Origin of the sequence: Akkermansia muciniphila, assembly GCF_040616545.1 — a bacterium.
Taxonomy (GTDB): domain Bacteria; phylum Verrucomicrobiota; class Verrucomicrobiia; order Verrucomicrobiales; family Akkermansiaceae; genus Akkermansia; species Akkermansia muciniphila_E.
This window is the reverse complement of sequence record NZ_CP156688.1, coordinates 1348627-1373388: the sequence shown is the minus strand read 5'-3', so window position 1 is coordinate 1373388 and position 24762 is coordinate 1348627. Positions and strand designations below refer to the sequence as shown.

21 protein-coding genes and 1 tRNA gene are annotated in these 24762 nt (G+C 58.2%); 12 read left to right on the top strand and 10 right to left on the bottom strand.

Annotation, left to right across the window (positions count from 1 at the left end; genetic code table 11):
* Positions 1-4: 4 nt before the first annotated feature.
* The 3 genes from ABGM91_RS05600 to ABGM91_RS05590 form a co-directional block, all read right to left on the bottom strand.
* A complete protein-coding gene (locus ABGM91_RS05600; protein ID WP_354834477.1) occupies positions 5-1315 on the bottom strand; it encodes a 4Fe-4S binding protein in 1311 nt (436 codons plus the stop codon).
* A gap of 232 nt (positions 1316-1547) precedes the next feature.
* Positions 1548-5483, bottom strand: a complete 3936-nt coding sequence (locus tag ABGM91_RS05595; RefSeq protein ID WP_354834474.1) for a TIM-barrel domain-containing protein — start codon at positions 5481-5483, stop codon at positions 1548-1550.
* 324 nt (positions 5484-5807) lie between these two features.
* Positions 5808-5884 (bottom strand) — tRNA-Met (locus tag ABGM91_RS05590).
* A 351-nt stretch (positions 5885-6235) separates the two neighbouring features.
* Here ABGM91_RS05590 and raiA point away from each other — a divergent pair.
* Positions 6236-6829, top strand: coding sequence for a ribosome-associated translation inhibitor RaiA (gene raiA / locus ABGM91_RS05585; protein ID WP_102715099.1), 594 nt, complete (start codon positions 6236-6238; stop codon positions 6827-6829).
* A 213-nt stretch (positions 6830-7042) separates the two neighbouring features.
* Entirely contained in the window at positions 7043-7171 is a 129-nt protein-coding gene (locus ABGM91_RS05580; protein ID WP_012420041.1) for a hypothetical protein, read from the top strand.
* Between the two features lie 226 nt (positions 7172-7397).
* Here the strand turns inward: ABGM91_RS05580 and ABGM91_RS05575 are convergent, their stop codons facing one another.
* Positions 7398-8147: a hypothetical protein gene (locus ABGM91_RS05575; protein ID WP_354834469.1), complete on the bottom strand. Its 750-nt coding sequence runs from the start codon at positions 8145-8147 to the stop codon at positions 7398-7400.
* 131 nt (positions 8148-8278) lie between these two features.
* Between ABGM91_RS05575 and ABGM91_RS05570 the strand changes: the two genes are divergently transcribed.
* The 4 genes from ABGM91_RS05570 to ABGM91_RS05555 all read left to right on the top strand — a co-directional run bounded on the left by ABGM91_RS05570 (position 8279) and on the right by ABGM91_RS05555 (position 12551).
* Positions 8279-9889, top strand: coding sequence for an ABC-F family ATP-binding cassette domain-containing protein (locus tag ABGM91_RS05570; protein WP_290565499.1), 1611 nt, complete (start codon positions 8279-8281; stop codon positions 9887-9889).
* Positions 9890-9956: 67 nt separating this feature from the next.
* Entirely contained in the window at positions 9957-10463 is a 507-nt protein-coding gene (locus ABGM91_RS05565) for a hypothetical protein (protein WP_354834466.1), read from the top strand.
* Between the two features lie 116 nt (positions 10464-10579).
* A complete protein-coding gene (gene fabG / locus ABGM91_RS05560; protein WP_354834463.1) occupies positions 10580-11326 on the top strand; it encodes a 3-oxoacyl-[acyl-carrier-protein] reductase in 747 nt (248 codons plus the stop codon).
* A gap of 22 nt (positions 11327-11348) precedes the next feature.
* Positions 11349-12551, top strand: coding sequence for an SUMF1/EgtB/PvdO family nonheme iron enzyme (locus tag ABGM91_RS05555; protein WP_354834460.1), 1203 nt, complete (start codon positions 11349-11351; stop codon positions 12549-12551).
* A gap of 605 nt (positions 12552-13156) precedes the next feature.
* On the opposite strand, the gene ABGM91_RS05550 is transcribed toward ABGM91_RS05555, so the two are convergent.
* On the bottom strand, positions 13157-13903 hold the full coding sequence (locus ABGM91_RS05550; RefSeq protein ID WP_354834457.1) for a PEP-CTERM sorting domain-containing protein: 747 nt from the start codon (positions 13901-13903) through the stop codon (positions 13157-13159).
* 301 nt (positions 13904-14204) lie between these two features.
* Here ABGM91_RS05550 and ABGM91_RS05545 point away from each other — a divergent pair, with 301 nt between their 5' ends.
* The gene (locus tag ABGM91_RS05545; RefSeq protein WP_354834454.1) at positions 14205-14918 is read left to right on the top strand and encodes a PEP-CTERM sorting domain-containing protein; all 714 of its coding nucleotides are present in this window, start codon (positions 14205-14207) and stop codon (positions 14916-14918) included.
* A 438-nt stretch (positions 14919-15356) separates the two neighbouring features.
* Complete coding sequence (locus ABGM91_RS05540) at positions 15357-15590, top strand: DUF1232 domain-containing protein (RefSeq protein WP_290565493.1); 234 nt, start codon at positions 15357-15359, stop codon at positions 15588-15590.
* A 33-nt stretch (positions 15591-15623) separates the two neighbouring features.
* Here the strand turns inward: ABGM91_RS05540 and ABGM91_RS05535 are convergent, their stop codons facing one another.
* Complete coding sequence (locus tag ABGM91_RS05535; RefSeq protein ID WP_354834450.1) at positions 15624-16436, bottom strand: TatD family hydrolase; 813 nt, start codon at positions 16434-16436, stop codon at positions 15624-15626.
* A gap of 5 nt (positions 16437-16441) precedes the next feature.
* Positions 16442-16714, bottom strand: a complete 273-nt coding sequence (locus ABGM91_RS05530) for a hypothetical protein (RefSeq protein ID WP_354834448.1) — start codon at positions 16712-16714, stop codon at positions 16442-16444.
* Positions 16715-16947: 233 nt separating this feature from the next.
* Between ABGM91_RS05530 and ABGM91_RS05525 the strand changes: the two genes are divergently transcribed.
* The 4 genes from ABGM91_RS05525 (at position 16948) to ABGM91_RS05510 (ending at position 22786) form a co-directional block, all read left to right on the top strand.
* Positions 16948-17616: a succinate dehydrogenase cytochrome b subunit gene (locus ABGM91_RS05525; protein WP_290565491.1), complete on the top strand. Its 669-nt coding sequence runs from the start codon at positions 16948-16950 to the stop codon at positions 17614-17616.
* Between the two features lie 21 nt (positions 17617-17637).
* Positions 17638-19596, top strand: coding sequence for a fumarate reductase/succinate dehydrogenase flavoprotein subunit (locus tag ABGM91_RS05520; protein WP_354834444.1), 1959 nt, complete (start codon positions 17638-17640; stop codon positions 19594-19596).
* Between the two features lie 40 nt (positions 19597-19636).
* Entirely contained in the window at positions 19637-20404 is a 768-nt protein-coding gene (locus ABGM91_RS05515) for a succinate dehydrogenase/fumarate reductase iron-sulfur subunit (protein WP_354834442.1), read from the top strand.
* Between the two features lie 882 nt (positions 20405-21286).
* Complete coding sequence (locus ABGM91_RS05510) at positions 21287-22786, top strand: hypothetical protein (protein ID WP_354834439.1); 1500 nt, start codon at positions 21287-21289, stop codon at positions 22784-22786.
* A gap of 167 nt (positions 22787-22953) precedes the next feature.
* Here ABGM91_RS05510 and dtd read toward each other — a convergent pair whose 3' ends face one another.
* From dtd to ABGM91_RS05495, 3 genes are read right to left on the bottom strand one after another with little or no spacing between them, the layout of a single operon-like run.
* A complete protein-coding gene (gene dtd / locus ABGM91_RS05505) occupies positions 22954-23406 on the bottom strand; it encodes a D-aminoacyl-tRNA deacylase (protein ID WP_354834436.1) in 453 nt (150 codons plus the stop codon).
* Entirely contained in the window at positions 23403-24167 is a 765-nt protein-coding gene (locus tag ABGM91_RS05500; protein WP_354834433.1) for a LysM domain-containing protein, read from the bottom strand. Before ABGM91_RS05500 ends, dtd begins: the two co-directional genes overlap by 4 nt.
* Positions 24139-24681, bottom strand: a complete 543-nt coding sequence (locus ABGM91_RS05495) for a hypothetical protein (RefSeq protein ID WP_251841489.1) — start codon at positions 24679-24681, stop codon at positions 24139-24141. The genes ABGM91_RS05500 and ABGM91_RS05495 overlap by 29 nt, the downstream gene beginning before the upstream one ends.
* Positions 24682-24762: the final 81 nt, after the last annotated feature.

Here is a 24762-nt window from a genome sequence, read left to right as displayed (position 1 = left end):
GATGTCAGACTCTCGCCGTGGCCAGAAACACCACGTGCATGACGGAAATCAGCGTTATAAAGTACAGGTCCGCCCGCGCGGACGGAACGGAGGAAAAGGGGCCGGCCATGCCGAGGCCAAGCGCGCCATGGGAACACCGGGAAATGCAGTCCCGGCACAGGGTGCAGCGGCGGGAAATACGGCAAACCCCTCCCTCACGGGAGATGGCCAGGTCACGGCAGGCGGAGGCGCATTTCATGCAGCCGGTGCACGTCTCCCCCACGCGCATGCGCCAGGGGGAAAACCTGCCCAGCAGACTGGCCGCCAGGCCCATGGGGCAGAACCTGCTGCAATATTCCCGCACGCCGTTTGCGGAGCTTCTCTTCCAGACAAAGGGAGCCGCGAGCGCCGCGGCAAGCGCGGCCGCCAGGGCGTATTCCAGCGGCACGCCCAGAACGGCCAGGAGGAACGGGAGCCCCACTGCCGCGGCCAGGAAACCCCATCTCCAGTCACGGGAACTTTTGCCGCCCTTCACCGGGCGCCCCTTCCTGCGGGAAGAGGTGGCGGACAAGCAGTCCCAAACCCCGAAGTAGCACAGGTGGCTGCACCAGGCGCTTCCAACCAGAAGCACGGATACGCTGAACAGCGCCAGCATGAACATCCCCTCTCCCCGGTACACCGGGCCGGAAAGCATCATGAACGGCACGGGAAGATGGAGCCTGCCCGTCATCAGCAGGGAGGAAGCCACCGTGACGCCCAGCAGGAATTGCAGGAAAAAGACGGAGGCAAACACGGTCCACATCACCCGCCGCCTGCGGGGAGACGCCTGCGGATTCAGGAGGCCCTCCGCGCAATAGCCGCCCCACCACGCCAGAAGCAGAATCGCCGCTCCGTTGACGCCCTGCCATGGCAGCACGCGCTCTCCCAGCAGAAGGGGGAAAGGAGCCAGCGCATCCAGCGCGAAGAGAAGCGCCACAGAGGCGGAAAACACGCGGCTGCGCGCCAGTTCCGGCGCGGACAAATTCCTCTCCCCCCGCCTGCGCCACAGAATGGCTCCGGCATGGAGCAGCAGGACGCCCAGGAGAATGGCGCCCAGGCGCGCGAACGGCAGCCCCGCCACTATCCGCAGCCTCACCAGATGGACCAATTCCACTCCCCAAAGAACCAGTGAGGCCAGCAGAAGGAATGTTACGCTCCTGCGGAGCCAGCCGCGCCCGGAAAAAGACAGGACCGCCAGCGCCAGGCACAAAATGGCCCCCGTATCCGCGCCGCCGCGTAAAAAATGCGCGGCCGTCATCAGAAAACAGAAGAAGGAGATGAGTCCGGGGCCAATCATGGCATCATGGGCGCCTGGCAGGCGCCCCCAACATACGTGAAAAAGGCCGCCTCTCCAGCAAAAAACGGGCCATGCGCCCGCGGAGGGAGCCTCATTGCGTCACCCCGCGTTTCCGGAACATGCGGAAGGGCGCCCGCGCGGCGGTGAAAGCCGCGGGACGCCCCGCCGGGAGATGTCGGCCCCATGCGCCGGCTCTTTCAACCGGAACATGGGACCGCATCAGTGAAGCATGCTACAGTTTCTTGGTATTCAGCTTTTTATCCACCACCATGCCGTCCGTAAGCTTCGGCTGGAACTTCACGTCGCGGCGGGCCTTGAATTTCAGCACAAAGAGCTCGGAGGAACCTTCAAGGGGCTCCTTGTCTCCAATGTTGACGAAGGTGGGATACAGGGCCTTGGTCCCGTTCGTATGGAGCCTGTCGTTCGTCAGGTTCTCCATCTTCTTCATGCCCTTGACCTCCACGCCCACAAACTCCAGATCCTGCGGATTATAGGGGAGGGCGAAGCTCAGCGCATTCACCATGCGGAGGTTCCTGCCCTTCACGGTCACCTTGACGGCGTCTCCCTTGGCGTATTTCTTCTTGTCGGCGCTGAGCACCAGCTTCCCGTCCACATGGGCCTTCTTCTGGTCCTTCGCGGCGGCCTTTTCCTTGTCTTCATCGCCGTCTTTCTTTTCGGCATCTTCATCCTTCGCCGCGGCTTCCTCCTGCGGCTGGTCGGTTTCGTCCTCCAGCTGGGTGGCCACTACGGAAATATCATAGGCGTCAATGAGGCCATTCTTGTTGATGTCCCCGTTGCTGATATAGCCCTCGAAGTCGGAATCGCCCTTCCTCAAGCCCGTGTAGTTGATGTAGGAAGTCAGGTCGTTCCGGTCAATCTTGCCGTCGTTGTTGATGTCGCCCGGCAGGTAGCTTTCCGTGCCCGGAACCTTGAAGACGTAGATTTCCCGTCCGGAACCGTAGTCGCCTACGCCTTCCGTGACGTTCAGCTTGATGTAGCGGGCCGTGGGGGCGTCCTTGAAGTTGAAGATCTTCACTTCGCCATTCTTGTCCCACTGGAACGTTCCGGCCTTCGTCCAGTTTTCCCGGTCCATGCTGTAGGAAACGGAGCCCTTCAGAAGCGTTCCGTTGCCGCCGTCCTCACGGGGAACATAGTGGAACTTATCAAGCTTGTTGATGGTCTTCAGGTCCAGAACCAGGTCAAACGGCACGGCCTTCTCATTGTACTTCGTGTGCCACGTGTCCTTTTCCTTGAAGTCAAAGAGCTTCGTCAGGGAATTGCCCTGGTTTTCCACGCTCGTTTCACCTTCGATACCCGGGATGGCGAACTCAAGCGGGTTGGCCTTGGTCTTCGCGCTGATGGCCGTCCAGGCGGAATGGCCGTCCTTGTTGACGGCGCGCACGTTGAAGGAATAGGGCGTTTCAGCCTCCAAATCCTCAAACAGGAATTCCGTGCCCTTGATGGTGGTGTACAGCATCCCGCCGAACTCGATTTCATAGAAATCCGCATTCGGAACGGCGTCCCATGAGGGGGTCAGGGTGTATGCGGTCGCGTTTTCCTCCGTCACTCTGGCATTCGCGGGAGCGGCCAGGGCGCCGGAAGAAACACGGTATTTTTCAGCGGGTTCAAAGCGGAAGCCCTCCACGGAAAGCACGGCGGGGGCAGCCGTAATATCCGCCGCGGCCAGCTTCACCAGCAGTTGCGGGTTTTTGGCAATCACCTTCTTCTCAAAATCGCTTCCCTTCGTCGCAAACCTGTTCAGGCTGGGAGCCTGGTCATAAAAATACACGTTTTCGCGGGAATTGAAATCATCCCTGGAATTCGCTTCCGCCAGGTTGACCTCATTTTCCCCCACCCTGGCGGAAACCCTGGACGGCTTTTCCGTCACGTTCACGCGGAACTCCGTGGCCTTCTTCTTCTGGAAGCCCGTGAAATCCCCCACCGCCGGATGAACGGTGACGGTCGCGTTGTTCTTGTCGTCCACCCTGGATTCCACCAGGGTGCGCACGCCCTTGCCGGCCCGGTATTCCTCCGTCACGCCGTCGTCGTCATACGTGGAGAAAGAGGTATGGCCGTGCGGGTAAAGCTCGTAAATGCGCAGGTCCGGGTTGATTTCCGCAACGTTGTTGTTCGGATTCGCCATGGGAATGATCGCTCCGTTTTTCACGAACACGGGCAGTTTCCACAGGGGAGCGTTAAAATCATTGTAAATCTTGCCGCCCTCGTACAGATCCCCGGTGAAGTAGTCGATCCACTGGCCTTCGGGCAGGTAAATACCGTGGCGTACGTCATTCCCTTCCTTGTCCGCCCGCGTTTCCTGGTAAACGGGAGCCACCAGGAAATAGGGCCCGTACATGAACTGGTACTGCGTGGCCTTCCCCAGGGTATAGGGGTTGGGGTATTCCAGGAACATGGCCCGGATCATGGGCTTTCCGGAAACGGCTTCCTCCGCAATGCTGTACGCGTACGGGAGAAGTTCCGATTTAAGCTTCAGGTACCACCGGTTGATGGAGGTGTAGGGTTCGCCGAAGGCGTGGGGATATTTTTCATTGGCCCCCCAGCCATCCATGTTCAGTTCCATGGGGGTGAAGGTCTTCCACTGGAAATCACGGGTGTTCACCACCGCGTTCTTCCCGCCGAAAATGCCGTCCATGTCCGAACAGATGTTCGGCTGGCCGGAAAGTCCGGACCCGATGTAAGTGGGAATGTGGAAACGGATGTATTCCCAGACGCCGCCCGTCTGGTCGCCGGACCAGATGCCCGCATAACGCTGGGTTCCGGCCCAGCCGTCCAGGGAGATGATGAACGGACGGCTGTTGTTACCGTAGTAGGTCATGATCTGGGCTACGTCCGTAATGCCGTTCAGGCCGAAGGAATAACCCGCGCCCACCCAGGCGACGTCCGTCTTCAGCACGCGCACTCCGGCGTCCCGCACTTCCTTCACGATGTCCCGCTGAAGCAGGGCGCTGATTTCCGGCTTGGGGTGCAGGTCGGACTGCGTCCACAGGCCGATCTCCACGCCGTTCTTCTTGGCGTAGTCCGCCAGGCTCTTCAAATTCGCGATGTTGCCGTCCAGCGTATCCGTCTGCCCGTACCCGGCGCCGTAGCCGTCATTAGGCAGAAGCCAGCCCAGGGGCATGTCATGGGCCTTGTAGCGGTCCACTACGGCCCGGGCGGAAAACTGGTAATTGTCCTTTTCCCCGTTCAGGGATTCCTTGGTGCCGCCGTTATCCTTCTGGCTTTCCTTGTACCGCTTGCCGTCCTCAAACAGGATGCCCTTCTCGTCCTCCTTCCAATAGTCACGGTTATAGGCGTTCAGGTGGCCCTGGTAAAAGGCGAACTTGGGCAGCAGCACGGGTGTGCCGGTAAGCTGGTAGAAATCCCCCAGCAGGCTGACGGCCCCGTCATTGACCATGAAAAAGACGTCCAGATAGTTTTCATCATGCTGGAGGTTGACCAGGTTCTTTTCCTTGGAACCGAAGTCATACTGGCCCTTCTTGAAGGTATGCCACATGACGCCGTAGCCGTTGGTGGACCAGTAAAAGGGAGTGGGGGAGGCCACGCCGCCGTCCGTCCAGCTGTTTTGGTTTTCAATGGAAATCACCTTCCCCTTGTGGGAAAAGCGGCCGTTCTGCACGCCGCCTCCGTAGAAATACTCATCCGGATTCGCCTTCAGGGAAAAACTGGTTTTACCCTTCTCAAAAAGGACGGGGGACGCCTGCTCCACCACCACGGAATGGTCCTTCAGGTTGATGATCTTGAGCAGGGAGGTTTTCTTGTCTATTTCAATCCTGATCTTGCCGGTGGTGATGGTGACCACGCCGTCCTTCTGGTCCACGTCCAGCCTGGAAACCGGTTTCCGCGGATTGTCCACCAGGATTTTAGCTTCCGGTTCCGCCTTGGGGTCCCGGATGATACCGCCCTGGTCGTCCCGGAAAATCCGGAAAACATTGTCCCCGTAGAAATCAAACGTCATCCGCTGATTTTTTCCAAGCAGCACTTCCACGGCGGCAGGATTGATTTTCCTGGCGCCTTCAACAGCCTGGACCTGTTGTTCCGGCGCCTGTGCGCCTGATGCGGCAAGAGCCAGGCCGGAAAAGGAAAAGGACAATCCGCAAGCCAGCAGAACGGACTTCCGGAACATGCCATGGTCAATTGAGTTTCCCATTATTGTAGTGTTTTATGTGATATGATTCAGCCGGAACGGCGACACGGAAGGAGGGCAAACGATCGTTTCAAGCCGGCCAGAGGCCGTTTTCATTCATCTTGCCGTCCATGGTGCAGGTTATCTTGCGACACCATACTCTTTGTCTGTAATCGCCACAAGGCCAAAGAAAGCAAGTAACGGCGCGCCGGTATTCCATCAGTCCCAGAAATACCCGTTCGTTCCGGCCTCCCTTTCAAGGATGACCTTCTTAATGGACTTCCGCAGCGTGTACGGAGCGCGGACACGAAAAAGCCCTGCAAGCTTTTGACTTGCAGGGCTTTCAAATGGTTACGGGAACAGGATTTGAACCTGTGACCTTCAGGTTATGAGCCTGACGAGCTACCTGGCTGCTCCATCCCGCGATTTAGAGGGCATCCGTAGAGGAGTGCGGGATTGTTTTAACTTATTCCAGCAATATGTCAAGTATTTTCATATAAAAAATTTTGAGCAGCCGCTCGTATGACAGAGAGCCGGGAACGCTTTGCGGAGGCGGCGCAAGACGGCGAGAAAACGCACTTCCCCTGCGGCGGCTTGGATCACAACAGGTAGGGCGCGCGCCGCTCTTCCGCAAGCGCGGGGCGGCATAAAGAGCCCCCCTGCCCCGCACACGGAAAAAAAGAAAGGATTCCTCGACAAACATTGTCAAATCAGTATATCTTGAAAGGTGCGGACTGGGTTCCGCGCATTAACATCAACTAGAAAGAGGTACGACAATGCAAAAGGTAAACGTAAACACACCCATTACGATCACGGGCCGTCACGTGGAAGTCACAGACGCGATCCGGGAATTCGTGACGAAAAAGATTGAGGGGATCCGCCTGGACTTCCCGCGCATTATGGAGGTTAAAGTATTGCTTGATGTGCAACGCGACCGCAAGATTTCCCAGGTGATCCTGTTCTGCTCGGACCACATCACCATTGACGCTTCCACGGAAGGGACGGACATGTACGCCTGCATTGATGAGACGATCACCAAAATCATGCGCCGCATGCGCAAGCACAAAACGCGCCTGATGAAAAATTACCGCCCCCATCACCAGGAAACCATCCGCAAGCTGGATGAAACGGTGTATGACGATTCCGTACTGGATTATCCCGGAGAGTCCAAGGAAGACCCGGAACCCCTGCTCATTCACAGGGAAAGCTACAATCTCAAGAAGCTTTACAAGGAGGAAGCCATCATGGAACTGGAACTTTCCGACAAGCCCTTCGTGCTCTATAGGAATGCGCGCCGTGACGTGCTCCAGATCGTATACCGCCGTCCGGACGGTGACTACTCCATTATTGAACTCGGCACCACATTATAACCGTAAAAAACGGTTTTAAAACAGGCCGTTTTCCATAACGGTTCAAAAAGAGCAGGGCTCCTGAAACCGGGGGTCCTGCTCTTTTCTGTAATGCCGTGACATGGAACAAGAAAATCTCTTGATTTCTACTTGCCACCATTTACATTGGTCCCAGCAAACCTCCGTGGATGCGGAGGTTCCAGTAGTTAACAAACACTGTATTTAATTCGAATTATGAAGAACATCGCTATCCTCGCCATCGCCGGCGCCGCTTGCCTGGTTGCTTCTTGCTCCCAGCAGCAGCAGCAACAGCAAACCACCGCTCCTGCTCCCGCTCCGGTTGTGCAGGCCAAGGGCAAGTAAGTTTGCAGCAGGGCTTGCCCTGCAACATTAGCAAATCATCCAATTAATCCGCACTCGGTGTACGCACTGAGTGCGTTTTTATTTGCCCTGAATCCGGTTTTCAGCTGTCGTTTCCCGGTTCACCCGCATTTCCCGTAAAAAACGGGCATAGCGTTACCTGGACAATTACCGGGCACGCCGTTCCTTGCCGCCATGCGGGCGGCTCCATTCATCAACTCCGACCCTTTTAAACGGCCGCCTGCGCGCCGGAACCGCCAGCCTGTTTGCCGCCGTCCGCCGCAGGGCTGGCAGACTTAGCCTCTTCCTGCTGGCTGGACTGGAACATCCTCTGGATCAGCATCGGGCGCTTCTTGGCCCAGCCGGGCCAGACCAGGTGATGGTCCATCCCGTAGGAATGACCTTCCGGGAATGCCTTGGATACGAAAGGCTCCCGCCAGTCTTCCTCCCATTTCCTGCCTTCCCGGTCCTTCTGCTTCAGCACCACCAGGTGGCCGCAGTTCTTCCAGGCGTCCAGAACGATGGAATCCTGCAATCCCCCGCCGGCCGCGTTTACGTACACGCAACTGTGCTCCCTGCCCGTTCCACGGTCGCGGATGGTCAGGCCTACCCGGAAATACTTCACGGGGCGGCGGCGCATGTCACGGTACAAATCCTGCTGGACCTGCCAGCAGAGGCCGCGGTCCCGCACGTTGGAGTTAACCAGGATGTTGTTCAGCCAGCCGAACAGAACAATCCTGTTCTCCCGGGCGATGGCGGCGGACTGGACCACGGCCGTGTCAGCCAGCCATTTGGCCTCCTCCCGCGCGGCGGGAAGGGCGGCTTTCTCCGGCGGAAGCAGGGTCAGGAAGTCATTGGCCAGGCCGGACATCTGCCGCTGCACGTAAGGTTTCTGTACAAAATCCTCATCCGGGGGAGTACAGCAGGAACTCCACCCGCACAGAAGGGCGGCGGCAAGCAAAAGCCTGAATGTCTGCATGGTCGGCATAGCGCGTCAAGGCTAGCAGATTGCGTGTAAAAATCCAGTAAAGCTTTCAAAAATGCCCGCTGACGCCCTGACGGCTCTTGCCTTCCCCTTTCCGGCCCGGTAGAATGCCGCCCTTCTTCACCATGCTGACGATCAAAAAGCTCACGAAATCACACGCAGGACGCACCCTGTTCAGGGAAACGGAAATGACCATTAACTGGGGGGAACGTGTCGCCCTGGTAGGCCCCAACGGCGCAGGCAAATCCACCCTGTTCCGCATGATTCTGGGAGAGGACACGCCGGACGAAGGCACCATCAACATGGATGAATATGCCATGGTGGGCTATCTTCCGCAGGAAGCCAGCGAACCGAAGGATGAAACCGTGCTGGAAATAGCCATGGGTATCACGCCGGAGATGGAACGGGCCATCCACGTCATCCGTACGGCTGAAAACGCCAACAAGACGGACACGCCGGAGTACGCGGAAGCCATTGACACGTTCAATGCAGCCAACGGCTACCAGCTGGAGCCCAAGGCCAAGAAAATCCTCAAGGGGCTGGCCTTCCGTGAAAGCGACTTCCACCGCCCGGCACGGGAAATGTCCGGCGGCTGGATCATGCGCGCGTACCTGGCCAAACTTCTGGTCCTGGAACCGGACCTCCTGATGCTGGACGAACCGACCAACCACCTGGACCTCCTTTCCTTGCTGTGGTTCCAGCGCTACCTGAAAAACTACCCCGGCGCCATCCTGATGATTTCCCACGACCGGGATTTCATGGATGAACTGGTGGAGAACGTGTACGACATCGACAACGAGGAACTGGTGGAATACCGCGGCAACTACTCGGACTTCCTGAAACAGCGGGACCTGCGCTTTGAACAGCTTCAGGCCGCCTACCGCAACCAGCAGAAGGAAATCGCGCACATTCAGGAATTCATCGACCGCTTCCGTTCCATCAACTCCAAGGCCGGCCAGGTGCAGAGCCGCATCAAGCAGCTGGAAAAGATGAAGGTCATCCAGAAACCCGTGGCGCGCAGGAAGGTATTCAAATTCAACTTTCCCCAGCCGCCGCGCAGCACTCAGAAGGTCATGGAGCTGGAAAAAATCAGCCAGTCCTACGGCGACCACAGGGTTTATGAAAACCTGGACCTTCTGGTGGAACGCGGAGAACGCACCGTGCTGGTGGGCCCCAACGGCGCGGGCAAATCCACCCTGCTGAAAATCCTGGCTGGCATTATCCCCATTGACTCCGGCAAACGCACTCCCGGCACCACCACGCGCATCGGTTACTTCTCCCAGGCCCGTACGGAAAACCTGAACCCGGAAAACACCGTGCTGGAGGAGATCATGAAGTGCAACGCTGAAATCCGCGAGGAAGAGGCCCGTTCCATCCTGGGCTCCTTCCTGTTCCGGAGGCTGGACGTGGAAAAACGCGTGAGCGTGCTCTCCGGCGGTGAAAAATCACGCCTCAGCCTGGTCAAGTTCCTGGTGGACCCGCCCAACCTCCTGCTGATGGATGAACCGACCACGCACCTGGACCTCCTGTCCGTGGAAGCCCTGGTCCAGGCCCTGAAGCATTATGAAGGGACCCTGGTGTTCATCTCCCACGACGTGCACTTCATCCGCTCCCTGGCGGAGAAAACCCTGCACGTGAACCGCGGAACCATCACCGCCTACGCGGGCGGCTATGATTATTACCTGGAAAAATCAGGCATTCTGGACGACGAGAAGGGCGGCATCACGGCGGAATAACCGTCACCCCCTTTTCAGGCATCCTTTTCTCCTTGCCTTGGGTTTCATCCTGCCTTAAAAAGGCAGGATGAAGACTTTCCTTCTCCCTGTTCTGGCTTCCGCCCTGATGGCCGGAGTTCCGCTCGCCTTTGGTGAAACGGCTGCCCCGGCGGCCTCCCCCGCGCCCTCGGCCCAGGCGGAAAAAACTCCTTCAGCGGATTCCCTCCTCAACCAGGCCTTTTCCGTAGCCATTGACGTCCAGCAGACGCTGGCTGCCGTACAGGACAAGGAAAGCGGAGACAAGGCCGTCAAGAAGCTGCAAGGCATTCAGAAAGACATTCAGCGTCTCATGGACTTCCGGGAGAAATTGAGCGAGGCGGAAAAGGAAAAAATGGACGCCCTGTCAGAAAAAATGGAGGAACGGATGGACAGGCTGAGCGAACGCTGCGAGAAGGAAGGCAAGCGGCTGCTGGAAGCCCGCTATTACGGTTCTGCCGCGCTGAAGGACATCCTTGAAAACTCGGATGAATTCAGTGAACTCGTGGAACCGGATGAAGACGCCCCCGCTCCCGGGGAAACAAGGGACGGCGAATAGCCTTATCCCATTCCGGGCCATCTCCCGGGACTGCTTTTTCCATGTGCGGGGTCCGGCGCTCCGTTTCCCATTTCAAGCTTGCCGGAACCGTGAAAAACGGGTTTACTGTGGGCAGCATGCAAAAGTTAGCAGGTAAAACAGCCATCGTTACCGGGGCAGGCCGCGGCATCGGCAATGCCATCGCCCGCCGCTTCGCTTCGGAAGGAGCCAAAGTCATCCTAATCAGCCGCAGCCCGTCCAGCTGCGGAGGAGCCGCAGAAGAAATCAACAAGGAATTCCCGGACTCCTGCAAGGCCTATCCCTGCGACGTGGCGGATTACGCCGCCGTTCAGGAGACCGTCTCCGCCATCCTGAAGGATTTTCCGCAGATCGACATCCTGGTGAACAACGCCGGCATCACCCGTGATTCCCTCATGCTCCGCATGAAGGAGGAAGACTGGGACGCCGTCATGGATACCAACCTGAAAAGCGCGTTCAATACGGTGAAGGCCCTGCAGCGCGTGCTGATGAAATCCCCCGCCGGACGCATCATCAACATGAGTTCCGTCATCGGCCTCGTGGGCAACATCGGGCAGGCCAACTACGCCGCCTCCAAGGCCGGGCTGATTGGCTTCAGCAAATCCCTGGCCCTGGAATTCGCGCCGCGCAAGGTGACGTGCAACGCCATCGCCCCCGGCTTCATTTCCACGGAAATGTCCAACGCCATTCCGGACAACCTCAAGGAAGAAATCGTCAAGAAAATCCCCTTGAAGGAACAGGGCTCCGTGGAAGACATCGCCGCCCTGACGGCCTTCCTCGCCTCTGACGATGCCCGCTACATCACCGGGCAGGTCATCGCCTGTGACGGGGGCATGACGATGTAAGGCCCCGGCCCACCACCATCCCATGCGCGGCATTTTCCTTGTTTCCTGCTTTCTGGGGGGAAGCGCCCTGCTGACCGGGTGCCGGGACGGCAATTCCCCCCGGCCGGCCACGGAAGATGCCGCGCGCATTACCAGCGCGCGGCAGTGGGGAGAAAGCCGCTCCGCCCTCCAAAAACGTGAACTGGACCGTGCCGCAGGCCCCGCCCTCCCCATTCCGGAGGACCTCCCTTCCCGGGAGCTGGTGGGGACCACGCGCCAGATCCACCAGCTCATTGAAGCCTCCGGAACTCCGGTCCGCTTTGAATCCTACACGGAAGCCGTGCCCGCGGCGGGGGCCTCCCTGCGCATGATCGCTATTCCGGGGGGAACTTTCCTGATGGGAAGCCCTGCGGAGGAACCGGGCCGCAAGCCGGATGAAGGCCCCCGGCATGAGGTGGCCGTCTCCCCCTTCTGGATATCGGAGATGGAAATTCCGTGGGAGTTGTATACGGCTTTTATGGAAAACGGACGCCCCCGCGCCAGGGACGGCCAGCTTCTGGAAGAACAGCCGGACGATGAACTGTGGGATTCCGTTACGCAGCCCACGGCCCCGTACACCGCCATGAACTTGGGCATGGGCCACGGTTATGAACACGGCATGCCCGCCATCTCCATGTCCCACCATGCCGCCAGCAAATTCTGCGAATGGCTGAGCGCCCAGACCGGGCACTACTACCGCCTGCCCACGGAGGCGGAATGGGAATACGCCTGCCGTGCGGGGAACCCCGGCGCCTATTCCTACGGAAACGGAGAGGGCCCCCTGGACCAGTACGCCTGGTACTGGGACAATTCCAACGACCGCTACCAGAAAACAGGAACCAAAAAGCCAAACGCGTGGGGACTCCGGGATATGCACGGAAACGTGTCGGAATGGGTTCTGGATTCCTACATGCCGGATACTTACGCCAGGCGGAACGGCCAACCCGTGAAAGACCCCCTGGTCATCACGCCCAAGGCTCCCCACGCCGTTCGCGGGGGTTCGTGGGAAGATGACCCGGAGGGACTGCGGAGCGCCGCGCGCCGCGCCAGCTCCCCGGCCTGGAACCGGCAGGACCCCCAGAACCCCAAAAGCATCTGGTACCTGACGGACGGCGGCATGATCGGCTTCCGCGTGGTGCGCCCCCTGAACATTCCGGACGTCATCACCATGCACCGCCTCTGGAACTTCTCCAAGGGGGAGCCGTAAAAAACTCTTTCATGGCTATTGAATTAGGAACGGAACAGCCTGCAGAGACTATGCCGGACGGAAAACGTCACGCGGGAAGCGTTCCGGAATCCTTATTCCCCCGGCTGCAATGGCATTACCTGCTCCATGTTACGCGCCGCAGCCCCTCCTTCATCCCGGAACGGGATGCAGTTGCCGTCCACGGCGGCCGCGTTGCCGGAAACATCGTCCCTGTAAATCCGCTATCAGGACAGACGGCGGGAAGAAATGCAAGGCGCTGGGCATGAGCCCCATTTCCGTTCTTCCGGAGCACCGGCGCCGGGGAATTGGAGAACAATGATCAGCCAAGCCAGGAAACAGGCGCGTGAAACGGGGTTCCGCGCCATTCTGCTCTACGGGCCCATACTACTGTTCACGCCACGGGTTCGTACCCGCGGAAACGCCGGGCCTCAGGACGGCGCGTAATATGTATGCGGAGGCGCTCCGGGCCTGTAAATTGCTGGAAGATGCCCTGCCGGCATGAGGGGCCGTTATGTGAAGCTACCGCCCTTCCCCTCTCCGGGAGTAAAAAATAAGGGCCGTTCCATAAGAACAGCCCTTACCCGTCAATTGCCTGTCATCAGGGCTCAGGCCCTGCGGCGGCGCATCAGCAACGCAGCCAGACCCAGCAGGCCCAGCGTGGCCGTAGCGGGTTCCGGAACCACCTCACCGCGGATTTCCGTAAAAATGGGGGATAACTGGTTGAAGGTATTGGTTCCGTTAGCACCTGTGATGACAATGGAATCAGCGGGAGCCCCCGCGCTGTCATGATGGCCGCGGATGCCGGGAGCCGTCAGTCCGTTGCTGATGGTTACAGTATCCCCATCCGTGGAGGAAGTGGGGGCGCCTGTCCCACCCGCAGCATACAAATACGTTTTTGACGTATCTCCGTTGATGATGTCCATCACGGCCTGGCTTACGGTCAGGTAGCGGTACGTCGTGCCGGCGTCAAGAATCAGGGAGGAACCATCCACGGCGGAGAAATTGAACGTCAGATTGACTCCGTTGCCGGAGGTCCCCATATTGGTGCTCAGGCCGATGACCGAATTGTCGGAAGCATTCAGCACCAGAAAACCGTAAGTGACGTTAATGCCCGTAGTGCTGGAGGGGCCGCGCAGAGTAAAACTGTCCAGCCTGACATCTCCGGACAGGGAGGCGGGAGAGCCGGAACCGGCCACGGGAGCCAGGGCGGAAGAATCCAGCCCCAGATAGAACCCATGAATAGCGCTGTTGTAATTGTCTGTGCCGGGAGTGTAATAATTAAAAACAGTCGCGGCTTCAGAAGAAACGGCGAAGGTTCCGAGCGCGGTTAAAATTATCAGTGTTTTCTTCATGTCTATTGTCCTCTTCCTTTTAGGTTTTGTAGCGGATTTGGAATCCGGATTTGGAATCCGGCAAATATGAAAAAGAGGACAAACCAATAGGGAAATCAATGAATAACAAGGGCCGCTCCGCCACGTTGATAAAAGAACCAGAGGCATCAAAAATTAATTATTTTCAATGAATTATGGATACAATATATTAACCCTTAATATTTCTAATTGTTTGCGGATTCCAAATCCGCTATTTAGCTATTTACGCAGAAGCCCCTGCTTATGCACGCGAATGCGCACCATTCACCCCAGAACATTGATCATGAAGAAAATACTATCCATCTTGATGCTTGCAACCGGCATGAGCCTGAGCGCTACCGCGGCTACCACGCTTCTGGACAGTTCCATTGTCGGGTATTCCGATTTTGCCTCACGCCTGGCGGATTTCGGCACTCAGAAGGATTCCGTTGCCATCACCACTGACGGAGGCAATCTGGTGATGTCCGGCACGACCTTCAGCCAGCCCGTTTCCGGAGGCAACACGCGCAACAACATGACCGTGACCATGGTTCTGGATTTGTCCAGGATCACCGCTCCGGACGCTTTCACGGCCCTGTTCAACGCCAAGGGCGGCAGCACAAGCTGGGGCGTGGGCATCAATACCTCCGGCGCCCTCCAGGGCTTATGGAACAACGGCGCCTACAGCGGCGGTCCCACTTCTTCTCCCCTGGGTTCCGAAGGAAAGCTCACTATTTCCGTAGTTACCGGAGAGCAGGGCACGCGCATTTACGTGGGGAACAGCGACACCTACCACACTGCCAGCGGCCTGAAATTCGGCGGAGTGGACATCACCCAGATTCTGATTAACGCCGGGCTGGCCGATGCCATTGAACAGCTTTATGTTCATGACTCCGCCCTTTCCCAGGAACAGATCGGCCAGTTGATGAGTGAAATCGCCAGCGTGCCGGAACCCGCCACGGCCACGCTGGGCCTGCTGGGGCTGGCTGCGCTGATGATGCGCCGCCGCAGGGCATAAAACTACACCGCACCTCCGTTTTTCTTTCAGGGCTGCCTCACGACTCCGTGGGGCAGCCCTTTCCGCATCCGCGCGGCGCGGCTACTCTGCCGGGGGCGGCTACCTTTCCCTGCCCTCCCTGGCAAATCCCGCACGGGAGAAATATCCTTCTCCGGAAAAACGCTGTCCAGGCCTTTTCCCCGCCGGGAATGTTTCCCAGGCTCCCCCATGCCGCCCCATCTTCCGCACAAATCCTTTTTCCCCACGCCGGAACAGCCGGAACCGGAGGCAGGAAAAACCATCTTCCCTCTGCAGGCGGCGTATCCCATCCTTGCAACAGTCCCCCATGCGCAAACCGGCACAGCCCGGGCAGCTCCGTTCCGGGAAAAATGCCCTTTTAAAGCTGCTCCTTCCGCCTGACAGGGAAAACGGTTTAACCTGCACCCCCATGCCCCGACCATGAACCTCCAGAAACAACAACTGCTCCTGCGCCTTTTCCGGTACTTCAAAGGCAAAAAGGGAGAGCCGCATTTTTTCAACAAGCGGAATATATGGCTGCTCGCCATTGCGACAGCCTACATCCTGACTCCGGACGAATTCCTGTTTGACGGTATCGGCAAGCTGGGCCTCCTGGATGACGCGGCGGTCATCCTGGGAGCCATCTTCACCGTATTTTTTCCGGACGGGGATTAGGAGCCGCAGCGCCATCCCCCGCCATGAACGGAGCTAGCGGGAGGAAACTTTCCGGAACTTCGGGGACTGCCCCATGAACGCTTCCGGATTGCCCACAAGAAGGTTTTCCGCTTCCTGCCGGGAAAATCCCCGTTTGTACAGCTCACAGGCCAGGGCCGTCAGCGCCAGAGGATCGGAATCCCCCCAGTCCGCGGCGGAATTGGCCCAAACACGGTCCATTCCGTATATTTCCAGAATATCCGCCGCGCGCTTGGGATTCAGCTTGCTGGTGGGGTAAAGGGTCAGCCCGGCCCAGTAGTCGGCCTCCCTCACCAGCGGGAAGGTATGTTCCTCACAGTGGTCCACCAGAACGCGGCCCGGGTCCAGCTCCGGACGGTTTTTCAGGGCGGAAAGAATCATCCTGGTCCCCTTCAGCTTGTCTTCCAGATGGGGGGTGTGGATCAGGACAAGCTGGTGCAGGCGTATGGCCAGGTCCAGATGCTCTTCAAAAATAGTCATCTCGTGGGTGGTGTTCCGGTTCAGCCCTATCTCCCCGATGCCGAGGACATTGGGACGGTCAATGAACTCCGGAATGAGCTGCATCACCTCCCGGGCAAAGGCCACGTCCTGCGCCTCCTTGGGGTTGATGCACAGCCAGGTGTAATGGTCCAGGCCGAACTTGGCGGCCCGGGCCGGTTCACATTCCGTAAGCTGCACGAAGTAATCCCGGAAACCGTCCGCGGAGGAACGGTCATAGCCGGCCCAGAACGCCGGTTCCCCTACCGCCAGGCAGCCCGCCTGCGCCATGGCCCGGTATTCGTCCGTGGTGCGGCACACCATGTGTATGTGAGGTTCAATGAAAGCCATGATTCTTATTTGTTGAGGTTCGGGGCGCCGCAGGCCGCCTTGGCGGCGGCGGTTTCCGGCACGGCGTCATCCGTGTAGGAAAGGGCTTCCAGAACGGCGCGCACGCGGCCGGAACCCGGCGCGGACAGGAGCGGGAGCACCTCCATCAGGGCGCGGAAGCGGAAATCCGCCTCCCCTTCTCCGCGGTCCACACGGTCCAGAAACGCGGCCACATCCAGCACTCCGGCGCGCGCCGCCGCAAAATCCGCATCCAGCACTTCTTTTTTACTCCTTTTCATGCCCTGACGATACGCCCATGCGGAAAGGCGCGTCAAGCCGGAACAGGTAACAAAATTATAACTATTCCAAACTAGTGAACTGCAATGTCTTTCCGGGCCTTTTCAAAAATCCAAAAAGCGCCGGGAATTCAAGAAGAGGCTTGCCATCCGGTTTTGAACCGGGCATCCTGTGGAGACGCATTTATTTCATTAGAGCGCCTATGAATGCACTAGTAAAAACCATATGTACATTCGTGACATCCTCCATCGGCCGCAAAATCATTGTGGCGCTGACGGGGTTATGTTTGGTCTTGTTCCTCGCGGGACACCTGGCAGGCAACCTTCTCATCTTCGGGGGACCTGAATGGATCAACACTTACGCCCACGGCCTGCACTCCATGCCGGAAGCCGCCCTCTGGGGCATCCGCCTGGGCCTTGCGGTGATCTTCATCATCCACATCTGGCTGACCATCCAGCTGAAGCTGGAAAACCACGCCGCCCGCGAACCCTACGTGTTCAAGAACACGATCAAGGCTACGCTCTCCTCCCGCTACATGATCTACACCGGCCTGACTATCCTGGTGTTCCTGATCTACCACCTGTACCAGTACACCCTGCGCGTGGGTTATGATCCCTCCCAGTACACCGCCTTCATTTCCGACGGCAAGGTGGAAACCTTTGACGTGTACAAGATGATCGTGGCCGGGTTCTCCAATGTATGGTGCTCCGCGTTCTACATCCTGGCCATCCTGATGCTGTTCAGCCACCTGCGCCACGGCGTGCAGTCCATCTTCCAGACGGTGGGCGCTGATTCCCGCAAAATCCGGCCCTTCTACAACTTTCTCGCCATCGCGTACGGCGCAGTGATCTGCCTGGGCTTCATTTCCGTGCCGGTCGCGGTTCTTCTGGGCGTCATCAAATAACCATCAACTCCTCTCAAAGTCATGATTAATTTTCCCGTAAGCGACTGGATGCCGGATGCCAAGATTCCCTCCGGCCCGATTCAGGACAAATGGTCCAAGTACAAGCTTGAGTCCAAACTGATCAACCCGAACAACAAGCGCAAATACACGGTGCTCGTGGTAGGGTCCGGCCTGGCCGGCGCCTCCGCCGCCGCCACGCTTGCCGAGCTTGGCTACAACGTCAAGTGCTTCTGCTACCAGGACAGCCCCCGCCGCGCCCACTCCATTGCGGCCCAGGGCGGCATTAACGCGGCCAAGAACTACCAGAACGACGGCGACTCCGTCTACCGCCTGTTCTATGACACCGTGAAGGGCGGCGACTTCCGCGCCCGTGAAGCCAACGTCTACCGCCTGGCTGAAGTCTCCTCCAACATCATTGACCAGTGCGTGGCCCAGGGCGTCCCCTTTGGCCGTGAATACGGCGGCCTGCTGGACAACCGCTCCTTCGGCGGCGCCCAGCTCAAGCGCACCTTCTACGCACGCGGCCAGACGGGCCAGCAGCTCCTTCTGGGCGCCTACCAGGCCCTGGAAAAGGAAGTGGCCAAGGGGCACATTGAAATGTTCTCCCGCCATGAAATGATGGACGTGGTGCTGGTGGACGGCGAAGCCAGGGGCATCGTCACCCGCAACCTAGTCACCGGTGAAATCCAGTCCTACGCCGGGGACACCGTCCTGATCTGCACGGGCGGCTACGGCAACGTGTTCTTCCTGTCCACCAATGCGATGGGCTGCAACGTCACCGCCGCCTACAAGGCCTACAAGCGCGGCGCCTTCTTTGCCAACCCCTGCTTCACGCAGATCCACCCCACCTGCATTCCGGTGAAGGGGGACTACCAGTCCAAGCTCACGCTGATGTCGGAATCCCTCCGCAACAGCGGCCGCATCTGGGTGCCCAAGTCCCGTGAAACCGCGGAAAAAATCCGCAAGAAGGAAATCAAGCCTTCCGACGTTCCCGAAGAAGAACGCGACTACTACCTGGAACGCAAGTACCCCTCCTTCGGCAACCTGGCTCCGCGTGACATCTCCTCCCGCGCCGCCAAGGAAGCCTGCGACGACGGCCGCGGCGTGGCCATCACCGGCAAGGGCGTCTTCCTGGACTTTGCGGATGAAATCAAACGCATGGGCCGCGAATGGATTGACGGCCAGTACGGCAACCTCTTCGACATGTACGAGGAAATCACGGACGACGATCCCCATGAAACGCCCATGATGATCTATCCCGCCTCCCACTACACGATGGGCGGCCTGTGGGTGGACTACAACCTCATGTCCAACGTAAAGGGCCTGCACGTCCTCGGTGAAGCCAACTTCTCCGACCACGGCGCCAACCGCCTGGGCGCCTCCGCCCTGATGCAGGGCCTGTCTGACGGATACTTCGTCATTCCCGCCACCCTGCCCGCGTACCTGACGACCATCAAGCCCGGCTCCGTCACCAACGCCTCCCCGGAATTCAAGGCCGCGGAAGACGAGGTGAAGGAACGCATCAACAAGCTCCTGAACGTGAAGGGCACCAAGACCGTGGACTCCTTCCACCGGGAACTGGGCCTCATCATGTGGGAAGACTGCGGCATGGCCCGTACGCGGGAAAGCCTGATGAACGCCATTGAACGCATCCCCCAGCTCCGCAAGGAATTCTGGGAAAACGTGCGCGTGACCGGCACAGCGGAAGGCATCAATGCGGAACTGGAAAAGGCCTGCCGCGTGGCGGACTTCCTGGAATTCGCCCAGCTGCTCTGCTATGACGCCCTGAACCGCGAGGAATCCTGCGGCGCCCACTTCCGCGTGGAATACCAGCTGCCGGACGGCGAAGCCAAGCGCAACGACGAAGAATACGCCTACGTGGCCGCCTGGGAATACACCGGGGTGGACAGCCTGCCGATTCTTCACAAGGAACCGCTGACCTTCGAGAACGTGCACCTTGCCATCCGCAGCTACAAGTAAACATAGCCAATACACCAACACGTAAAAGAAAGATCATAACATGGCTAAAACACTCAATCTCACTCTCAAGGTCTGGCGCCAGGAAAACCGGGAAGCCAAGGGCCGCATTGAGACTTATGCCGCCAAGGACATTCCGGAAGACGCCTCCTTCCTGGAAATGCTGGACATCGTCAATGAAGACCTGGTCAAGGAAGGCAAGGAGCCGATCCACTTTGACCATGACTGCCGGGAAGGCATCTGCGGCATGTGCTCCCTGACGATCAACGGCATCCCCCACGGCCCGGAACGCCAGGTGACCACCTGCCAGCTCCACATGCGCAAGTTCAAGGACGGCGATACCGTCTGGATCGAACCCTTCCGCGCGAAGGCCTTCCCGATCCTGCGGGACCTCATGGTGGACCGCTCCGCCCTGGACCGCATCATCGCCGCCGGCGGCTACATTGACGTGCGCACCGGCTCCGCGCCGAACGCCAACAACATCGCCGTGGAAAAAGTGAAGGCTGAAGCCGCCTTTGACGCCGCCGCCTGCATCGGCTGCGGCGCCTGTGTGGCCTCCTGCAAGAACGCCTCCGCCATGCTGTTCACGTCCGCCAAGATCGCCCACCTCAATCTGCTGCCGCAGGGACAGCCGGAACGCACCAAGCGCGTCCTGTCCATGATGAAGCAGATGGAAGCGGAAGGATTCGGCAACTGCACGAACCAGTATGAATGTGAAGCCGCCTGCCCCAAGGGCGTGAGCGTGGACAACATCGCCCGCCTCAACCGCGACTTCATCGTGGCCAACACCAAGGAAGGCTTGGCCTACTAAGCGGTCCTTCATTTCAAACACCACACACAAGCTCCCGGCTGCCTCATTGGCTGCCGGGAGCTTTTTTCATGGCAAGTGCCCTGCTTGAGCCAATGATGAAATACCGGATAACTATTTCCCCATTGTCTCGTGGCAAGGAAATCAAGTGTTACGGCAACATGGAAGACCGCCGTCTCTCCTAAAGCCCATCTCCTCCTCTATTCCGGAAACACATTCTTTCCACCTGCATTCGGACCGTTTCGGGTTCCGGAATTTGCTTCATATCCCTATCCCGGCGGATTATCAGTCCGCTGTCAATCAAAGGTTCTAACAATGTAACCTTTGAGGTGTTCTGGATTTTTATTCAAGCCGGGAAGCATTTTTATCCAGCCCCGTAAGTAGCTGAATTTACGGGTTTTCCCGGGCCTTTATTTTCAAACGGACTGATAATCCGTTAATTATTCTGCAGTTCATAATGGGTTCTTTTATTTCAAATAAAATCAAAAAAACATGAAGTGTACCTGCTTAACCAACATTATCTGTATGATCATCCTCGGAACAACGGCTGGGGGAGCTGTATCCGGCCTTGGCAAAACCATTGTTTATCCGGGAGACGAACTGAAGCCGACACGCCCAAATGGTGACGGTGGCTCTTATTGGCCCAACAGCCTATTTCCGGAAGGCAGCGCCTCGGGGAACGAAGTCTTTATCAATGATGGAGGGGATGCCATCACTTTTGTGTTTGGCAATGATATCTCCATTCGGGAAAATGTGATGAATAACTCTGTCACCATCTCAGGTGGGACGATAAGGGTAGGTGGCGTGGATGGCGGTTATTCTGAGAACTTCTCCGTGATGGGCAATTCTGTCACCGTCTCGGGAGGTGAGATAACGGAAACTGGTGTGAGTGGCGGTTATTCTGCTACCAGCGTGGCGGCCAACAACTCCATCACCGTCTCGGGGGGAGTGATAAAAGGTTATGTACAAGGCGGTTTTTCTTCCTCCGGTTCTGTAACGGGCAATTCTGTCACCATCTCGGGAGGAAAGATAGAAAATCTTGTGCTCGGCGGTTTTTCCCTGGCCGGAGACGTGACAGGCAACTCTGTTACATTGAAAGGTTCTTCCATCCAATTCTCCGAAAACTCCATCATTTACGGAGGTCACTCCAATGACAAATCCAAGGTCGTTACCGACAACACGCTCATTCTGGACAACTTCTCCGGCAACGTCGGCAACTTCTGCAACTTCGAGCGTGTTGTCCTCTTCATTTCCTCTCTCCCGAATCCCGGTGATGACGCTCCCGTCATCATCCTTCATGGGAATGAAACTACCCTCAAGGGCGCTTCTCTTTCCATCTCCGTTGGCAATTGGGGCAACGTCGCTCCGGGACAATCATTCTCTCTCATCCGTGCCAACGACGGCGTTGATTTCAACGCCAACGGCCTTACGCTGGAAAACTCCTCCATTTCCGGCGTCGCCATGCAGTATGAACTCCTCTATTCCATTGACGGCAACCTCGTCAATGCCACTGTTGTTTCCTCCTCCCTCAACCCCCAGGCCAAGGCTCTTTCCGAGGGACGCATCGTCCCCCTCGCCCTGACCAGCCAGGCGGCCGATCTTGTCGCCTCCCTTGGTGTCAACAATGCCGCCCTGGCCGCCATGAGCGGCAGCTGCACCACCCGGCCGGAAACCTTCTTCGCCATGGCCGGCGGCCATTCCCACTACGATACCGGCTCCCATGTGGATCTTTCAGGGTTTTCCGCCCTGGCTGGGGTTTCCTCTTCCATACCGGAGGCAACGCCCCTCGTGCTGGGCGCTTTCCTGGAAACCGGCTGGGGGAAATATTCCACCCATGATTCCTTTGAAGACGCTCCCTCCGTGCGAGGTTCCGGGGATTCCTCCTATCATGGCGGCGGTCTGCTAGCACGCTGGGATATGAGCAACGCCGGTCTTCGCGGTGTGGCTCTGGAGGTTTCTTTCCGTACCGGTTCCGTGGAGGAGGATTTTTCCAGTGGCGACCTCACCGATGGAGTCGGGAATGGAGCCCGCTATGATCTTTCCTCCCCGTATTACGGAGCCCATGCCGGAGTGACGTTTTCCCGTAATCTCACACGCACCGTTTCCATGACCGGCTATGCACGGTTCCTGTGGAACCGCGTGGGAAAGGAGCGGGCCATTATCGGCGGGGATGAGATAACATTCCACACGCTGGATTCCCACCGTCTCCAGGGAGGGGCGAGGTTCCATTATGAAGCCGCACCCACAGTACGCCCGTATGCGGGTGTGGGGTATGAATGGGAGTGCAGCGGAACGTCCCGTGCCGTAACGTACGGAAATGAGATAATGGCGCCGAGCCTGAGGGGGGAACGGGAACCCTGGAAGCGGGCGTGGTGTTCCGGGTGACAGAGGAGAAACCGGTGTTCCTGGATCTGGGCGTAAAGGGGTACGCCGGAAAGAGGGAAGGCATTTCCGGTAATATACAGCTGAGGATGGCGTTTTAAGATTCCATATTAAAGGATGAATAACCTGGCAGCTCCGGGTTTTTATTTTGGCCATGAAGCCCCTCCCCTTCACTCCCTGCTCCGGGAGTCCATGAAAATGGTTACCGGCCCGTCGTTGACCAGGGAAACCTGCATGTCCGCGCCAAACTCCCCGCTCTGCACCCGGCCTTCCAGCAAATCCGCCAGTTCCTCCTTGAACAGCTCATACAGCGGAATGGCGTGCTCAGGCCTTGCGGCCCGGATGAAGGAAGGTCTGTTCCCCTTCCGGGTGGAGGCGTACAGCGTAAACTGGCTCACCACCAGCGCGCTTCCGCCCGTCTCCCTTGCGGAAAGGTTCATCTTCCCCTCCGCATCGGAAAAAATGCGCATATCCGCCGCCTTTTTGGCAAGCCAGCACACATCCTCTTCCGTATCCGCCTCTTCAATGCCCGCCAGAATCAGCAGGCCGGGCCCAGTGCTCCCGGCGCACACGCCGCCGATGTGCACGGCGGCCTCCGTAACGCGCTGAATGACCAGTCTCACTGCTGCTGCGCTCCCTTCTCCCTGAGAATGGTCACCCTGGTGCCCGCACGGGTCAGCATGGCCAGTTCATTACAATCCTGCCGGCTTAAATAAAAGCCCGGTGAACGGGGCGCGCCGCGGGAGGCGTCAATGACATACCCGCCCGCCGACAGCAGCAACGTTTTATCCGCAGAGGGGAACTGCTTGCTGTAAATGGAGACGGAGGCCTGGTCCTCCTTGACGGCGGTTTCCACATTCTTTTTCCCGCCATCCCTCATGGCCAGAATGGGGTACCCCTTCACAAAATTCTTGCCGTCGTAAAGGCAGACCTCTTTTTCCGGGACGTTGACCACCACATGGAAATTCAGCGGACGGTACTTGAACACGTCCCCCGCATGCAGAACGGGAATGTCCATCAGGCCGTTGAGATGCATCAGCATGGCCTGGGAACATTCCAGCTTCCTGACCATGCGTATCCAGGAATCCCCCCTCCGGACAGTGTATTTCTTCACGTCCGGACCGTTGGGGTCCAGCAACTGGCGGATGCGCAGGCTGCCGATGAGATCCTTGGCCTCGCGCCCCACCACGCCTCCCTGCTCCGCCAGGGGCTGGAGCAGTTCCAGAGCCTGGGGCAGCGTGCCGCGGTCCATCAGGCGGCGCGCCTCCGCCAGGGCTTCCGGACGGCGAGGCCAGAGGGAATAGTTCTCTCCGTCCGCCAAAGCTCCCTGGGCGCAGAAGGCCGCCGCCAGCAGGCTAAAGAAGGCCCTTGCGCTTGAAGTCAAAGATATTGATCTCATGGGATTTTTGTATCATTTCCACAGTGAATTTCAAGAGGGAGACCTCCCATGCGTCATCCACCCCCTCAATAAGGGCCATGAATGTATCCTCCCCGTTGCGCACCTGGTCCAGCAGGCGCCCGCGCACGGACTCAAGGGGTTCATGCAGAATTTCCTCCCTCACCTCCGACCTCTTGAAGCTGAAACCGTATTCCAGCAGCGTCATGAAACCCGGGCCATTTTTGGCAAGCCAGTCAAAGAAGCGTTTGGCTTCACCGGAAAAACCCTCCGTACTGACTTCATTGTAAATGGAAGGCTTGATGATCTTGGGCTTCTCCGCCTCCACCCAGCCGCTGCGTACGCGCACCACGCCCGCTTCATCCATCAGCTCGCTGATGAGAAGGAAATTGAACCGAGTATCTCCAAAGGTGTCAATACGGCGGTCCGGTTCATAAATCACCCGGGTCATCTCCGCCGCATAGCGGATATCGTCACGGGAGAAGGCGGGCAGGTCATTCATAAGAGAAGAAAGCTGGGGGCTTTCCATAAAAAAGCGGCTTCCTTGCCTTGGACAGGGAAGCCGCTCTTGTAATAAAGGATT

Coding starts and splice junctions, on each gene's coding strand:
- ABGM91_RS05600 (WP_354834477.1), bottom strand. CDS start 1,315: ATGATTGGCCCCGGACTCATCTCCTTCTTCTGTTTTCTGATGACGGCC.
- ABGM91_RS05595 (WP_354834474.1), bottom strand. CDS start 5,483: ATGGGAAACTCAATTGACCATGGCATGTTCCGGAAGTCCGTTCTGCTG.
- raiA (WP_102715099.1), top strand. CDS start 6,236: ATGCAAAAGGTAAACGTAAACACACCCATTACGATCACGGGCCGTCAC.
- ABGM91_RS05580 (WP_012420041.1), top strand. CDS start 7,043: ATGAAGAACATCGCTATCCTCGCCATCGCCGGCGCCGCTTGCCTGGTT.
- ABGM91_RS05575 (WP_354834469.1), bottom strand. CDS start 8,147: ATGCAGACATTCAGGCTTTTGCTTGCCGCCGCCCTTCTGTGCGGGTGG.
- ABGM91_RS05570 (WP_290565499.1), top strand. CDS start 8,279: ATGCTGACGATCAAAAAGCTCACGAAATCACACGCAGGACGCACCCTG.
- ABGM91_RS05565 (WP_354834466.1), top strand. CDS start 9,957: ATGAAGACTTTCCTTCTCCCTGTTCTGGCTTCCGCCCTGATGGCCGGA.
- fabG (WP_354834463.1), top strand. CDS start 10,580: ATGCAAAAGTTAGCAGGTAAAACAGCCATCGTTACCGGGGCAGGCCGC.
- ABGM91_RS05555 (WP_354834460.1), top strand. CDS start 11,349: ATGCGCGGCATTTTCCTTGTTTCCTGCTTTCTGGGGGGAAGCGCCCTG.
- ABGM91_RS05550 (WP_354834457.1), bottom strand. CDS start 13,903: ATGAAGAAAACACTGATAATTTTAACCGCGCTCGGAACCTTCGCCGTT.
- ABGM91_RS05545 (WP_354834454.1), top strand. CDS start 14,205: ATGAAGAAAATACTATCCATCTTGATGCTTGCAACCGGCATGAGCCTG.
- ABGM91_RS05540 (WP_290565493.1), top strand. CDS start 15,357: ATGAACCTCCAGAAACAACAACTGCTCCTGCGCCTTTTCCGGTACTTC.
- ABGM91_RS05535 (WP_354834450.1), bottom strand. CDS start 16,436: ATGGCTTTCATTGAACCTCACATACACATGGTGTGCCGCACCACGGAC.
- ABGM91_RS05530 (WP_354834448.1), bottom strand. CDS start 16,714: ATGAAAAGGAGTAAAAAAGAAGTGCTGGATGCGGATTTTGCGGCGGCG.
- ABGM91_RS05520 (WP_354834444.1), top strand. CDS start 17,638: ATGATTAATTTTCCCGTAAGCGACTGGATGCCGGATGCCAAGATTCCC.
- ABGM91_RS05515 (WP_354834442.1), top strand. CDS start 19,637: ATGGCTAAAACACTCAATCTCACTCTCAAGGTCTGGCGCCAGGAAAAC.
- ABGM91_RS05495 (WP_251841489.1), bottom strand. CDS start 24,681: ATGAATGACCTGCCCGCCTTCTCCCGTGACGATATCCGCTATGCGGCG.